This window comes from Enhydrobacter sp. (assembly GCF_030246845.1).
Lineage (GTDB): Bacteria > Pseudomonadota > Alphaproteobacteria > Reyranellales > Reyranellaceae > Reyranella.
Map to the genome: position 1 here is coordinate 1,776,087 of NZ_CP126889.1, position 13,194 is coordinate 1,789,280.

The 13,194-nt window shown below is 67.7% G+C and carries 12 protein-coding genes and 1 pseudogene; 2 read left to right on the forward strand and 11 right to left on the reverse strand.

The annotated features are described in order from the left end of the window. Positions 1 to 43: 43 nt before the first annotated feature. The 5 genes from OJF58_RS08975 to cobS all read right to left on the reverse strand — a co-directional run bounded on the left by OJF58_RS08975 (position 44) and on the right by cobS (position 3,758). Positions 44 to 730, reverse strand: coding sequence for a lipid-binding SYLF domain-containing protein (locus OJF58_RS08975; RefSeq protein ID WP_300783642.1), 687 nt, complete (start codon positions 728 to 730; stop codon positions 44 to 46). A gap of 91 nt (positions 731 to 821) precedes the next feature. Continuing rightward, entirely contained in the window at positions 822 to 1,391 is a 570-nt protein-coding gene (gene cobU, locus OJF58_RS08980) for a bifunctional adenosylcobinamide kinase/adenosylcobinamide-phosphate guanylyltransferase (protein WP_300783644.1), read from the reverse strand. Further along, a complete protein-coding gene (locus OJF58_RS08985; RefSeq protein WP_300783646.1) occupies positions 1,391 to 2,233 on the reverse strand; it encodes a class I SAM-dependent methyltransferase in 843 nt (280 codons plus the stop codon). The genes cobU and OJF58_RS08985 overlap by 1 nt, the downstream gene beginning before the upstream one ends. Then, complete coding sequence (locus OJF58_RS08990; protein WP_300783647.1) at positions 2,230 to 2,904, reverse strand: histidine phosphatase family protein; 675 nt, start codon at positions 2,902 to 2,904, stop codon at positions 2,230 to 2,232. Before OJF58_RS08990 ends, OJF58_RS08985 begins: the two co-directional genes overlap by 4 nt. 38 nt (positions 2,905 to 2,942) lie before the next feature. Beyond that, positions 2,943 to 3,758: an adenosylcobinamide-GDP ribazoletransferase gene (gene cobS, locus OJF58_RS08995; RefSeq protein WP_300783649.1), complete on the reverse strand. Its 816-nt coding sequence runs from the start codon at positions 3,756 to 3,758 to the stop codon at positions 2,943 to 2,945. Between the two features lie 33 nt (positions 3,759 to 3,791). Here cobS and cobT point away from each other — a divergent pair, with 33 nt between their 5' ends. Further along, entirely contained in the window at positions 3,792 to 4,817 is a 1,026-nt protein-coding gene (gene cobT / locus OJF58_RS09000; RefSeq protein ID WP_300783650.1) for a nicotinate-nucleotide--dimethylbenzimidazole phosphoribosyltransferase, read from the forward strand. A gap of 137 nt (positions 4,818 to 4,954) precedes the next feature. Here the strand turns inward: cobT and OJF58_RS09005 are convergent, their stop codons facing one another. Beyond that, positions 4,955 to 5,518 (reverse strand): carboxymuconolactone decarboxylase family protein, encoded by a 564-nt coding sequence (locus OJF58_RS09005; RefSeq protein WP_300783651.1) that lies wholly within the window; start codon positions 5,516 to 5,518, stop codon positions 4,955 to 4,957. Between the two features lie 122 nt (positions 5,519 to 5,640). On the opposite strand from OJF58_RS09005, the gene OJF58_RS09010 reads away from it, so the two are divergent. Next, positions 5,641 to 6,462, forward strand: a complete 822-nt coding sequence (locus OJF58_RS09010) for an aldo/keto reductase (RefSeq protein ID WP_300783653.1) — start codon at positions 5,641 to 5,643, stop codon at positions 6,460 to 6,462. A 40-nt stretch (positions 6,463 to 6,502) separates the two neighbouring features. Here the strand turns inward: OJF58_RS09010 and OJF58_RS09015 are convergent. The 5 genes and pseudogenes from OJF58_RS09015 to OJF58_RS09035 all read right to left on the reverse strand — a co-directional run bounded on the left by OJF58_RS09015 (position 6,503) and on the right by OJF58_RS09035 (position 13,133). Next, positions 6,503 to 7,958 (reverse strand): annotated as a pseudogene (locus OJF58_RS09015) (OFA family MFS transporter). Positions 7,959 to 8,065: 107 nt separating this feature from the next. Further along, a complete protein-coding gene (locus tag OJF58_RS09020; protein WP_300785223.1) occupies positions 8,066 to 8,269 on the reverse strand; it encodes a formate dehydrogenase subunit delta in 204 nt (67 codons plus the stop codon). A gap of 24 nt (positions 8,270 to 8,293) precedes the next feature. Beyond that, positions 8,294 to 11,119, reverse strand: coding sequence for a formate dehydrogenase subunit alpha (fdhF, locus tag OJF58_RS09025; RefSeq protein ID WP_300783655.1), 2,826 nt, complete (start codon positions 11,117 to 11,119; stop codon positions 8,294 to 8,296). An 11-nt stretch (positions 11,120 to 11,130) separates the two neighbouring features. After that, the gene (locus OJF58_RS09030) at positions 11,131 to 12,669 is read right to left on the reverse strand and encodes an NADH-quinone oxidoreductase subunit NuoF (protein WP_300783657.1); all 1,539 of its coding nucleotides are present in this window, start codon (positions 12,667 to 12,669) and stop codon (positions 11,131 to 11,133) included. Beyond that, positions 12,666 to 13,133, reverse strand: coding sequence for a formate dehydrogenase subunit gamma (locus tag OJF58_RS09035; protein WP_300783659.1), 468 nt, complete (start codon positions 13,131 to 13,133; stop codon positions 12,666 to 12,668). The genes OJF58_RS09030 and OJF58_RS09035 overlap by 4 nt, the downstream gene beginning before the upstream one ends. Positions 13,134 to 13,194 lie beyond the last annotated feature (61 nt).

Consider the following 13,194-nt stretch of genomic DNA (forward strand, 5'->3'; position numbering starts at 1 on the left):
CCCTCGCTCACGCTCGGGATGACACGGTTTCATGTCCGGAGCGCTACCACTTCGCCAGGAACTGGCGCAGCGGCTCGGCGCCGGGATTGGTGTAGCGCCGGTCGATGACGATCGATCGGCCGGTCGCGCCCGGTCCGTAGTAGAGGGCGTTCCAGTCGTCGTCGGCGTCGATATACGAGCCTTCCAGCGAAGCGCCGGCGAACAGGCCGGCGGAATTGGAGTAGGCCACGATGTCGGCGCCCGTCGCGGCGGTGGTCGCTCCCTCGATGCCGGCGCCGACCGCCACCATCGTCACACCGGCCTGCGCCCCGAACTTGAACTTCTTGTCGAGGATGGCGTTCAGGCCCTTCTCGGTCAGGATGATGAAGACGATCTCCGAGACCTTGCCGCCGATCTGCAGCCCGATGCTGCCCGAGCCCATGTTGTAGAAGGCGGGATAGGACCAGTCGTTCGGCTTGCTGCGCGCCAGCAGCACACCGCGACCGCCGGCCGCGCCCAGGATGAAGCCGCCCTGCACCAGCTCGGGGATGATCAGCGCGCCCTTGGCATTGCCCATGTTCCTGAGCGCATCGGGAAAATCCTTGCCGCTCAGGACCTTTTGCGCCGCACGCAGGCATTGGTCGACAAGCGACTGGCGCTTGGCATCGGCCCGGGCGGCTGTGGCGAACAGGACGGGACCGGCGAAGGTGGCCGCGGTCCCCGCCAGGACGGATCGGCGATCGAGCTTCATCTTCTGCTCCTTGGTTGGTGGCCGACGCCGGGGAAGCGCCTGGGCGGCCACGAAACGAATCATAGCACGGTTCGGGGCGGAATTGCGGCCCTCAGCCGCGCGGCGCCGGGCGATCCTTGAGCGTCAGCGGCAGGCCCGCCGTCATCAGGATCACGCGGTCGGCGCGCTCGGCCATCCGCATGTTGAGCCGTCCCTGGGCATCGCGGAAGGCGCGGCCGAGCGGCGTCTCGGGCACGATGCCGAGCCCCACCTCGTTGCTCACGAAGACGACCGGCGGCGCAAGCCCGTCGAGGCTGTGGACGAGTTGGTCGACAACATGGTCGAGATCGCCGCCGGCCTGCATGAGGTTCGAGAGCCAGAGGGTGAGGCAATCGACCAGCATCGGCTCGCCCCGTGCCGCCGATCCCTGGATCGCCTCGTCGAGCTTCAGGGGTTCCTCGACCGTGGTCCATGTCCCGCCGCGACGGGCGCGGTGCGCCATGATGCGGGTCGCCATTTCCATGTCGCCGGCCTGCGCCGTCGCGATATAGACCGCGGGTCGCGGGGGGGCGCCGGACAGGGTGCCGGCCGCCAGCTTCTCGGCGTGGGTGCTCTTGCCCGAGCGCGCCCCTCCCAGCACGAGGGTGACCGGCGGCAACGATAGCGACGGCGCGTGCTCCATCAGGCGGGCTTGCCGCTCACCAGCCAGCACGCGCCGGCCAGCCGCACGCCCTCCGCCGTCGCGTGTGGCCGCAGCGCCTCGGCGATGGCCTGCTTGGCCCGCTCGACCTGCACCGGCTCGGCTTGGGCGAACAGTCGCGACATCGGACCGAACCTGCTGATGCTGTCGAGCACCTCGGGAATGTCCCGCCCCTGCGGCAGCAGGCGGTCGAGCCGGCCGAAGGAGAGCTCGGCGAAGCCTGCCGCCCGGAGAATGCGTTCGACGCGCGCCCGGTCGCCGAAGGCGAAGGGACCCGGATCCTCCGGCCCCGGCCGCTGGATGGGCGGCAGATGCGGTGCAGCGGCCTGCATCAGCGTGCCGACCCAGGGATTCTCCTGGAGCGGGCGCCAGCACAGGAATACCAGCCGGCCGGCAGGCTTGAGCGCGCGATGGAGATTGCGAAAGGCCTCCACCGGATCGGCGAAGAACATCACCCCGAAGCGCGAGAAGACGAGATCGAAAGCGCCGGTGTCGAAGGCATGGCTGGCGGCATCGCCGACCTCGAACGTCGCGTTGGCGACATTGCGCGCGCGCGCTGCCGAGACGAGGACTTCGGAGATATCGACCCCCAATACATGACCCGTTCGACCGACCGCCTGCGCCAGCATGGCGGTTGTCTCGCCCGTGCCGCAGCCGACATCGAGAACCTTCTCGCCCGGCTTGGCGGCGGCCGCCGCGAGCACGGCGGCGCTGAAACCGGCGATGCTGTGCTGGATGCGATCGTAGGAAGCAAGCCAGCCCTGGCCGCCCGGCCCGTTCCAGTAGGCCGCCTGCTCGGCGGCGATCTCGTCGCGGCTCTTCATGCCCGGCTCGCCGCGGCATGCGCCTTCACGACCTGGCGCGGCATGTAGTTGGTGAAGGCCACGCGCCAGGCGTGAGCCGGATCGGCCTGCTCGAAATGCTCGATCAGGGTGATGGAGACGTTCTCGATCTCGAAGCGCACGGCGGCCTCCGGATGCATGTTGAAGGCATGGGCGAGCGCCGCCCGGATCGTGCCGCCATGAGCGGTCGCCACGATGTCGCGGCCTCGATACTTCTCGGTGAGACGCTCGATGCTGCGCACCGTGCGCTCGCGCAGGTCGATGAAGCTTTCCCCGCCCGGCGGCCTGAGCTCGGGCGGCCCGAGCCAGAAGAGATGGTTGCGGCCGTGCTTCTCGGCGATCTCGGTGTAGGTCAGGCCCTGCCAGGCGCCGAAATGCTGCTCGGCGAGATCCGGATCGATCAGCACTTCCCCGAACTCCGCGCCATGCGCCCCGAGGCACTCGGCCGTCTTGCGCGCCCGCAGGAGATTGGACGAATACCAGACCGCGCCCTTGGGCAGCAGCGCCGCCTGGTGCCGGAAGAGCGCATCGTTGCTCACATCGCAGTCCTTGTCGGTCTGGCCGTAGCAGCGGCCCTCGGGATTGGGGACCGGGGCGTGACGCACCCACCACCAACGCGTGATCGATCCCGTGATCCTGGCCCCGGTCGCCATGGCTGCTCCTCGTAACGTTCTTCGAGTCGGCAGCCTTCTTAATCGTCGATCAGCAGCGCCGCCACCACCAGAAACGCCAGCTCAGCCTTCTGCTGGACGGCGCCCAGCGTGTCGCCGGTATAGCCGCCGATCCGCGCGGCGATCCAGCGCGAGGCGAACCATGCCGCGGCGATCGTCGCCACGGGGGCGAGAAGCGCCGCCCAGAAGCTATGGCCCAGCAGCAGGACGAAGGCCAAAGCTACGCCGATACCGATCGTGAGCCACACGTCGTTGTCGGTGGGCTTGCCGACCTGCGCGCCCAGGCCGTCCTGGTGCACGGGTGCATAGGCGAGCAGCGGATAGGCCAGCACGGCGCGCGACAGGGCATGTGCTGCGATCAGCACGACGAGACCCGTGCCGCCTTCGAACCGCGCGAGGCAGGCGACCTTGATCAGCACGGAAAGGGCGAGCGCCAGCACCCCGAACGTCCCGTTGCGGCTGTCGCGCATGATCTCGAGCCGGCGCGGCGGCTCCAGCGCATGCGGCCCCAGCCCGTCGGCGGTGTCGGCGAGGCCGTCCTCGTGCAATGCCCGGGTGATCAGCACGGCGGTCCCGACCGCAAGCACCGCCGCGAGCCAGCCGGGCCCGGAGATGCCGCGCACGATCCCGAACACCAGGCCCGCCGCCAGGCCGACCGCCGCGCCGACGAACGGCAGCACGGGCAGGACGTCGGCCAGCGGCCAGCGCGGCACGCCGATATCGAACCTGACGCCGGTGAAGAACGACGCCTGTTCCTTGAAGGCCTGGAGCCAGTCGTCGAAGGAAGAGGGCCGACCGGACGAGGTCGAGCCCGGGAATTCGTTGGGGCTGGTCATGGCGGCGCAAATATAGGATGGTCCGCGCCCCTGATGAACGCCCCTCCCGCCACTTTCGAAGAAATGCGCCGTGTCCTGCGCGATCTGCCGGGACCGGACCTCGAGGCGCAAACGGCGATCGTCCGCCGCCAGGCCGAGCTCACCAAGCCGCCGGGGTCGCTCGGCCGGCTGGAGGAGATCGCCGAATGGCTGGGCTGCTGGCAGGGCCGCGCGCACCCGCGCGTCGAGCGGGCGCGCATTGCCGTCTTTGCCGGCACCCACGGCGTCGCCCGCCGCGGTGTCTCGGCCTACCCGCCGCAAGTCACGCAGCAAATGGTGCAGAACTTCCTGAAGGGCGGCGCGGCAATCAATCAGCTCGCCGCGGCCATCGATGCCGACCTGCGCATCTACGAGCTCGACCTCGCGCATCCCACCGAGGATTTCACCCGGGGATCGGCAATGAGCGAGGACCGCGCCGCGCGCGCGATGGCCTACGGCATGATGGCCGTCGAGCCCGGCATCGACGTGCTCTGCCTCGGTGAGATGGGCATCGCCAACACCACCAGTGCCGCCGCGCTCTGCGCCGCGCTGTTCGGCGGCGCGGGCGCCGATTGGGCGGGACCGGGGACCGGCGTCAGCGGATCGGCCCTTTCGCACAAGATCACGGTGATCGACGAAGCGCTCGCCCGCCACAAGAAGGCGATCGCTGAGCACGATCCGCTGGCGCTTCTGGCAGCCCTCGGCGGCGAGGAGTTCGCTGCCATCGCCGGCGCGGTGCTGGCCGCGCGCATGGGCCGCATTCCGGTACTGCTCGACGGCTTTGCCTGCACCGCCGCGGCGGCAGTCCTGCACGCTCTCGACCGCCGGGCACTGGACCATTGCCGCGTTGCCCATCGCTCGGCCGAGCCGGGCCACAAGCGGCTCCTCGAGGCGATCGGCCAGCGCCCCCTGCTCGACCTCGACATGCGGCTGGGCGAGGCGTCGGCAGCCGCCCTGGCGGTACCGATGCTGAAAGCGGCCGTGGCCTGCCACAACGGCATGGCCACCTTCGCCGAGGCGGGAGTCAGCGGAAAGGCCTGAGCATCGGCAGGACGTCCGGGGCTCCGGCCACTGCCGTGTCATCCCGAGCGGAGCGAGGGATCTTTGGCTGGCGGCGATCAAGGACCCCTCGCTTACGCTCGGGACGACACAGCCTGGAGTTGCACGCTTCGATGAGCCTATGATCTGGCTTTCGCCGCGGGCAGGAAATCGTCCAGCGGGACGCCGAAGCTGTTGAGCGCCCAGGAGACGAGATTGTACTGGCCGATCGTGAAGACGGCGTCCATGAGCTGCTCGGTCGAATAGCTCCCGGCGAGCGTGGCCCAGGTCGCATCGGAGACGACCGAGCGCTCGAAGAGATCGTCGACGGCCTGCATCAGGGCCGCCTCCTTCTCGCTCCACCCGGCGGCCTTCGGCCCCTCCTTGATGCGCGCGATGTCGGCGTCATTCAGTCCGCCGCGTTTGGCGATCAGCTCATGCTGGGCAAACTCGTACTCCGCCTGGTTCAACCAGCCGATGCGCAGGATCAGAAGCTCCCGGTCGCGAAACGGCAGCGTCTGCTTGCCGAGGATATGGCCGGCGAAGGGCGTCCATCGCTTCACGAGCTTGGGATGGTGGGCGAGCACCTTGAAGATGTTGAAAATACGCCCGTTCATGGCGTTCTTCTCGATCGCTTCGCGATCCTCGGGCGCCAGGGTCGAAAGATCGCGCATCGAAAGACGCTGCTTACGCTGGATCATCATGTTACCTCCTCGGATGCAAGGTAGCATGGCGGTGTCGCATGTCCCTCACCCGCGCAACCTTTCTTCAACTCGGCGCCGCCGTTCTGGCATGCGGCCGTGCCGCAGCCCAGGCAGGAGCCCGCATGCAGCGACGCAAGATCCCCTCCACCGGAGAGGAGCTGCCGGTGATCGGCTGCGGCACGTGGCAGACCTTCGATGTCGGTTCGAGCGCCGCCGAGCGGGCCCCGCTCGCCGAGGTGTTGCGCGTGCTGTTCGAGGCCGGCGGCTCGGCGATCGACAGTTCGCCCATGTATGGTCGCGCCGAGGGGGTCGTGGGCGACCTGCTCGCGGCCTCGGGCGATCGCGACAAGGCATTCCTCGCGACCAAGGTCTGGACCAGCGGACGGCAGGCCGGCATCGAGCAGATGCAGCGGTCGATGAGGCTGCTGCGCACCTCCCGCATCGACCTGATGCAGATCCACAACCTGGTCGATTGGCAGACCCATCTGCCAACGCTGCAGGCCTGGAAGACGGAGGGCAGCGTCCGGCTGATCGGCGTCACCCACTACACCGAAAGCGCACACGATACGGTGCTCGCCGTCCTGCAGCGCGCCCGCTTCGACTTCCTGCAGATCGACTATGCGATCGACGATCGCCACGCCGAGCAGCGGCTGTTGCCCTTCGCCCGTGACAACGGCATCGCCGTGATGATCAACCAGCCGTTCGGCGGCGGCGGCCTCTTGCGCAAGCTCGCGCGGCGCAGGCTTCCCGACTGGGCGGGGGAGATCGGCTGCACGAGCTGGGCGCAGGTGCTGCTGAAGTTCGCGCTCGCGCATCCGGCAGTGACCTGCGTCATTCCCGGCACCAGCAAGCCCGGGCATATGCGCGACAACGCGCAAGCCGGGCTGGGACCGCTTCCCGATGCGGCGCTGGTCAAGCGGATGGTGAAGGAGATCGCGACCTGAGAAGAACCCCGGCGGCAGCGCCGCCGGGGCCGGCCGCAGCTTACTGGAAAAGCTTCATCGCGTTCTCGAGCGTCTTGAACACACCCCAGACGAGGGGGATGCCGACGAAGCCCCAGGCCAGCACCAGATACAACGTGGTGGTGCCGGTTTCATTCGAGTTGCTCATGACACCCTCCTCCTAGGCCCGGGCGCCGGCGACGGAAGCCCGCGTGGGCTCCTGTTCCGGCTTCATGTGATAACGATCGTGCACCGCCCTCACGAGAGCGTTGCAGACGAAGCCGATCACCAGCAGTCCGGCCATGATGTACATGGTCGTGTTGTAGGCCTGCGCCTTGGGCACGTTGTTGTCGATCTGGTACTGGCGGATGTAGTTCACCAAGACCGGGCCGAAGATGCCGGCGGCGGACCAGGCGGTGAGCAACCAGCCATGGATGGCGCCGACATAGCGCGTGCCGAACATGTCCTTGAGATACGCCGGCACGGTCGAGAAGCCACCGCCATACATGCTGATGATGACAACGAAGCAGAGCACGAACAGCGTGACGCTGCCGATCGCGCCGGTATGCGGAACGAGGATGTAGAGCACCGTTCCGATCACGAAGAAGCAGAAGTAGGTGTTCTTGCGGCCGATGAAGTCGGAGGTCGAGGCCCAGAAGAAGCGGCCCAGCATGTTAAACAGGCTGATGAGACCGACGAAGCCTGCCGCCGCGACCGGCGTCACGCGGCCGGGGAACATCTCCTGGCTCATGGCCGAGGCCTGGCCCAGCACGCCGATGCCGGCCGTCACGTTGAGGCAGAGCACCCACCAGATCAGCCAGAACTGCGGCGTCTTCAGCGCATCGTAGACATAGACGTCGTTCTTGGTGATGAGCTTCTGCCATGGTGAAGACGAGGTAGATGCAGCCGAGGGCAATGAAGGTCTCCGCCACGCCGACATGGGTCGGGGTCGAGAACTTCTGCATCAGCCACACCGACAGCGGCGAGGCGATGAAGGCGCCGCCGCCGAAGCCCATGATGGCCATGCCGGTGGCCATGCCGGGCCGGTCAGGGAACCATTTGATCAGGGTCGACACGGGCGAGATGTAGCCGATGCCGAGGCCGATGCCGCCCAGCACGCCGTAGCCGAGATAGATCAGCCAGAGCTGATGGGCGTAGACGCCCACCGCCGACAGCAGGAAGCCGATGCTCCAGCAGAGACCGGCCGTGAACATCGCCCTTCGCGGGCCGCCCTCCTCGACCCAGCGGCCGAACACCGCCGCGGAGAGGCCGAGGAAGACGATGGCGAGCGAGAAGATCCAGCCGAGCTCGGTGAGCTTCCAGTCGCCCGGCGCCGACTGGCTGATGCCGATCAGCTTGGTCATCGGCAGGTTGAAGACGCTGAAGGCATAGGCCTGGCCGATGCAGAGATGCATGCACAGCGCCGCCGGCGGCACCAGCCAACGGCTGAAGCCGGGCCCGGCGATGGTACGTTCGCGAGCGAGGAAGCTCATGGGCATTCTCCTCTGGAGCTGGATGAAGAACGCGTTTCCGTGCGCGACGGCCGCATGGCCATCGCCTTTACGATGACAGTCATTGTCGTTTCTCCCCGGTTGCCTCTCGTTGCTTACTTCTGCGCTTCCGCCTCCTTCAGCCGGCGGACGGCCTGGCGGACGGGATCGTCGAGACCCGCCCCGCCTTGCTCCAGATGCGCGACGATCGCGGCGCGCATGCGTGGATCCCAGAATTTCCGCAGATGGTCGGCAATGGCGCCGACCGGGTCGGCGCCGCGCTGCGGCATGAAGAACTTGCCGATCTGATTGGCCATCATGACGAGCTTGTCGTCGGTCACGGACTACTCCGCCGCGACCTTCGCGATCCGGCGGCTACGTTCGGCCTGCCGCTCGTAGTCGCGCTGCCAGTCGGTCGGCCCGTTGGAGGGCGAGACCTGCACCGCGGTCACCTTGTATTCCGGGCAGTTGGTGGCCCAGTCCGAATATTCGGTCGTGACGACATTGGTCTGGGTCGCCGGATGATGGAAGGTCGTATAGACCACACCCGGCGCCACACGGTCGGTGACGTGGGCACGAAGCGTCGTGCCGGCAACGCGGCTTTCGAGCTTCACCCAGTCGCCGTCGCGCACGCCGCGCTCTTCGGCGTCGTGCGGATGGATCTCCAGCACGTCCTGATCGTGCCACACCACGTTATCGGTGCGGCGGGTCTGGGCGCCGACATTGTACTGGGTCAGGATGCGGCCGGTGGTGAGCAGCAAGGGGAAGCGCGGACCGGTTCGCTCGTCCGTCGCGATGTATTCGGTGACCATGAAGTTGCCCTTGCCGCGGACGAATCCGCCGACATGCATGACCGGCGTGCCTTCCGGCGCCTTCTCGTTGCATGGCCATTGGACGGAGCCCAGCCGGTCGATCAGATCGAACGAGACGCCCGAGAAGGTCGGTGTCAGCTTCGCGATCTCGTCCATGATCTCGGACGGATGGGTGTAGCGCATCTCGAAGCCCATCGCCTTCGATATGGCGAGCGTGATCTCCCAGTCCGCCATGCCGTTCTTCGGCTCCATGACCTTGCGCACGCGATTGATGCGACGCTCGGCGTTCGTGAACGTGCCGTCCTTCTCGAGAAAGGTCGATCCGGGCAGGAAGACGTGCGCATAGTTCGCCGTTTCGTTCAGGAACAGATCCTGCACCACGACGCATTCCATCGCCGCCAGCGCCGCCGCCACATGCTTGGTGTTCGGGTCCGACTGCAGAATGTCCTCGCCCTGCACGTAGAGGCCCTTGAAGGTGCCCTCGACCGCCGCGTCGAACATGTTGGGGATGCGCAGCCCCGGCTCCGCATCGAGCTTGCGGCCCCACATCGCCTCGAAGGTCCTGCGCATGGCGTCGTTGGCGATATGGCGATAGCCGGTGAGCTCGTGGGGAAAGGAGCCCATGTCGCACGAGCCCTGGACGTTGTTCTGGCCGCGCAGCGGGTTCACGCCCACGCCGGGCCGCCCGATATTGCCGGTCGCCATGGCGAGATTGGCGAGCCCCATGACGGCCGTCGTGCCCTGCGTGTGCTCGGTGACGCCAAGGCCGTAGTAGATCGCGGCATTGCCGCCGGTCGCATAGAGACGCGCCGCGCCGCGAATCGTTTCCGCGGGCACGCCCGAGAGGGCGCTGACGGCTTCGGGGCTGTTCTTCGGATCGGCCACAAAGGCAGCCCAATAGTCGAATGCGCCGGTATCGCAGAAGCTGCGCACGAACTTCTCGTCGACCAGGCCCTCGGTCACGACGACATGCGCAAGCGCATTCAGGACGGCGGCGTTCGTGCCCGGCTGCAACGCCAGATGGTAGTCGGCCTTCACATGCGGCATTCGGACGAGATCGATCCGGCGCGGATCGATCACGATCAGCCGCGCGCCCTGACGCAACCGCCTCTTCATGCGCGAGGCGAAGACGGGATGGGCGTCGGTCGGATTGGCGCCGATCACCATGACGACATCGCATTGATCGATCGAGTCGAAGTCCTGTGTGCCGGCCGAGGTGCCGAAGGTGGCGTTGAGGCCGTAGCCGGTCGGCGAATGGCAGACACGCGCGCAGGTATCGACGTTGTTGTTGCCGAACCCGCCGCGCACCAGCTTCTGCACCAGATAGGTCTCCTCGTTGGTGCAGCGCGACGAGGTGATGCCGCCAATGGCGAGCCGGCCGTACTTCTCCTGCAGGCGCTTGAACTCCGAGGCGACGCGGTCGATCGCGGTCTCCCAGCTCACCTCGCGCCACGGCTCGGCGATGCTCTCGCGCATCATCGGCTTCAGGATGCGCTCGCGATGGTTGGCATAGCCCCAGGCGAAGCGGCCCTTGACGCAGGAATGGCCGCGATTGGCCTTGCCATCCTTGTACGGCACCATGCGCACGACATCCTCGCCGCGCATTTCCGCCTTGAAGCTGCAGCCGACGCCGCAATAGGCGCAGGTCGTGACCACCGAATGCTCGGGCCGGCCCGATGCGATCACCGATTTCTCGATCAGCGCGTCGGTCGGGCAGGCCTGCACGCAGGCCCCGCAAGACACGCACTCCGAGCTCAGGAAATCGTCGACCGGCGTGCCGGCCGAGACCCTGGACTCGAAGCCCCGGCCCTCGATGGTGAGCGCGAACGTACCCTGCACCTCCTCGCAGGCGCGCACGCAGCGCGAGCAGACGATGCACTTCGCCGGATCGAACACGAAATAGGGATTGGACTCGTCCTTCGCCTCGCTCAGGTGATTGGCGCCGTCGCGACCGTACCTCACCTCGCCGACACCCACCGCCTCGGCCATCTCCTTCAGGTCGTCGCCGGCGGCCCCGGTCGGATGATCCGAGAGATAGAGCTCCATGACGCCACGTCGGATCCGGGTCAGGCGCTCACTCCTGGTCGAGACGACCATGTCCGGCGCGACCGGCGTCGTGCAAGAGGCGGGCGTGCCGGCACGGCCGGCGATTTCGACCAGGCACAGGCGGCACGAGCCGAACGCCTCCAGCGAATCGGTGGCGCAGAGCTTGGGCACGTCGATGCCGGCCTCGATGGCCGCGCGCATCACCGAGGTGCCGGCGGGCACGGTGACGCCCTTGCCATCGATCGTGAGCGCGACTTGCTCCGCCGCCCGGCTGACGGGGGTTCCGTAGTCTGTTTCGACGATGAGTGACATGGCCATGTCCTCTAGTCCGCCGCTGCGGCCGCAAGCCGCGGGCGGTCGAAATCCTCGGGAAAGTGCTTGATGGCGCTCATCACGGGATAGGGCGTGAAGCCGCCCAGGGCACAGAGCGAGCCGAACTTCAGGGTCTGGCAGAGATCCTCGATCAGCGCGAGGTTGGCGTCGCGCCGCTCGCCGCGAATGATCCGGTCCATGGTCTCCATGCCGCGTACGGAGCCCAGCCGGCAGGGCGTGCACTTGCCGCAGGATTCGAGGGCGCAGAACTCGAGGGCGAAGCGCGCCTGGTGCGCCATGTCGACGGTGTCGTCGAACACCACCAGGCCGCCATGGCCGATCAGCCCGTCGAGCTCGGCGTAGGCCTCGTAGTCGTAGGGCGTGTCGAACAGGCGGCGCGGGAAATAGGCGCCGAGCGGCCCGCCGGCCTGCACCGCACGGATCGGACGGCCGCTTCGCGTGCCGCCGCCGATCTCCTCCACGAGCTCGCCCAGGCTCAGGCCGAACGGCGCCTCGAACAGGCCCGCGTACCTGACATTGCCGGCGAGCTGGATCGGCATGGTGCCGCGCGAACGGCCGAAGCCCAGTGCCGCATACGCATCTGCGCCGTCGGCCAGGATCGCCGGGGCCGTGGCGAGCGAGATCGCGTTGTTGACCACCGTCGGCTTGCCGAACAGACCCTTGTGCGCCGGCAGCGGCGGCTTGGCGCGTACCTGGCCGCGCCTGCCTTCGAGGCTGTCGAGCAGCGAGGTTTCCTCGCCACAGACATAGGCGCCAGCGCCAACGCGCACCTCGATGTCGAACTTCGCGTCCGGTCCCAGCAACCCATCGGCTTCAGCGAGGGCGATGGCACGCTCCATCGTACGCACCGCATCGGGATATTCGGAGCGGATATAGACGTAGCCCCTGGTCGCGCCGACGGCGAAGCCCGCGATCGCCATGCCTTCGATCAGCAGGAAGGGATCGCCCTCCATGATCATGCGGTCGGCGTAGGTGCCGGAATCGCCCTCGTCGGCGTTGCAGACGATGTATTTCCGGTCGGCCACCGTGTCGGCGACGGTCTTCCACTTGACGCCGGTCGGGAAGCCGGCGCCGCCGCGGCCGCGCAGACCGGATCCGGTCACTTCCTCGATTGTCTTCGCCGCGCCGAGACTCTTCGCGCGCTCAAGGCCGCGCCAGCCGCCGTGCGAGCGATAGTCGGCGAGGGACAGCGGGTCGACGATGCCGCAACGGGCGAAGGTGATGCGCGTCTGCCGCTTCAGGAAAGGAAGCCCCTCCGGCCGTCCGAGATGCAGGCGGTGGCCGGCGCTGAAATCGGCCGCCATCAATTCCGGCACGTCGCGCGGCGTGACCGGCCCGAAGGCGATGCGGCCGGCCGGCGTCTCCACCTCGATCATGGGTTCCAGCCAGAACAGCCCGCGCGACCCTGTGCGCACGATCTCGACCGCCTGTCCGAGGCGCCTCGCCTCCGCCTCGAGCGCCGCCGCCACGCGGTCGGCGCCGACCGCGCGGGCGCCCGCATCGCGCGGCACGAAAAGGCGCCGCGTCATCGCCCGACCTCGCGCGCGATCTCCTCGATCACGGTCGGATCGAGGCGGGCCCTCGGCTCGTCGTCGAGCATCGCGGAAGGCGCGCAGGCGCAGAGGCCCAGGCAATAGACGGCTTCCACCGTCACCGATCCGTCGGGTGCGGTCTCACCCCAGCCGACCCCGAAGCGCTCGAGCACCTGTTGGGCGACCGCCTCGCCATTCATCGACTGACAAGCCTCGGCGCGGCAGAGCTTCAGCACATGCCGGCCCGCCGGCCGGTCGCGGAAATCGTGATAGAATGAGACGACGCCGTGCACCTCGGCACGGGTGAGATTGAGCTCGCCGGCAATGAGACGGATGGCCTCGATCGGCACGCAGCCGAACGTCGCCTGGATGTCGTGCAGGATCGGCAACAACGGCCCTTCCCGATCGTCATGGCGACGGACGATCTCCAAGGCTTGCGCTTCGTTCCATGCCGCGTTCATCGGCCTCTCCGTCCTCAAGGGCGGTGGTTCGTAGACAATGAACGTTCCAGGCAGTCGTGCT

What these genes read in the sequence shown, in the direction of transcription:
- OJF58_RS08975 (WP_300783642.1), bottom strand. Translation starts at nt 730, where the DNA reads ATGAAGCTCGATCGCCGATCCGTCCTGGCGGGGACCGCGGCCACCTTC.
- cobU (WP_300783644.1), bottom strand. Translation starts at nt 1,391, where the DNA reads ATGGAGCACGCGCCGTCGCTATCGTTGCCGCCGGTCACCCTCGTGCTG.
- OJF58_RS08985 (WP_300783646.1), bottom strand. Translation starts at nt 2,233, where the DNA reads ATGAAGAGCCGCGACGAGATCGCCGCCGAGCAGGCGGCCTACTGGAAC.
- OJF58_RS08990 (WP_300783647.1), bottom strand. Translation starts at nt 2,904, where the DNA reads ATGGCGACCGGGGCCAGGATCACGGGATCGATCACGCGTTGGTGGTGG.
- cobS (WP_300783649.1), bottom strand. Translation starts at nt 3,758, where the DNA reads ATGACCAGCCCCAACGAATTCCCGGGCTCGACCTCGTCCGGTCGGCCC.
- cobT (WP_300783650.1), top strand. Translation starts at nt 3,792, where the DNA reads ATGAACGCCCCTCCCGCCACTTTCGAAGAAATGCGCCGTGTCCTGCGC.
- OJF58_RS09005 (WP_300783651.1), bottom strand. Translation starts at nt 5,518, where the DNA reads ATGATGATCCAGCGTAAGCAGCGTCTTTCGATGCGCGATCTTTCGACC.
- OJF58_RS09010 (WP_300783653.1), top strand. Translation starts at nt 5,641, where the DNA reads ATGCAGCGACGCAAGATCCCCTCCACCGGAGAGGAGCTGCCGGTGATC.
- OJF58_RS09020 (WP_300785223.1), bottom strand. Translation starts at nt 8,269, where the DNA reads ATGATGGCCAATCAGATCGGCAAGTTCTTCATGCCGCAGCGCGGCGCC.
- fdhF (WP_300783655.1), bottom strand. Translation starts at nt 11,119, where the DNA reads ATGTCACTCATCGTCGAAACAGACTACGGAACCCCCGTCAGCCGGGCG.
- OJF58_RS09030 (WP_300783657.1), bottom strand. Translation starts at nt 12,669, where the DNA reads ATGACGCGGCGCCTTTTCGTGCCGCGCGATGCGGGCGCCCGCGCGGTC.
- OJF58_RS09035 (WP_300783659.1), bottom strand. Translation starts at nt 13,133, where the DNA reads ATGAACGCGGCATGGAACGAAGCGCAAGCCTTGGAGATCGTCCGTCGC.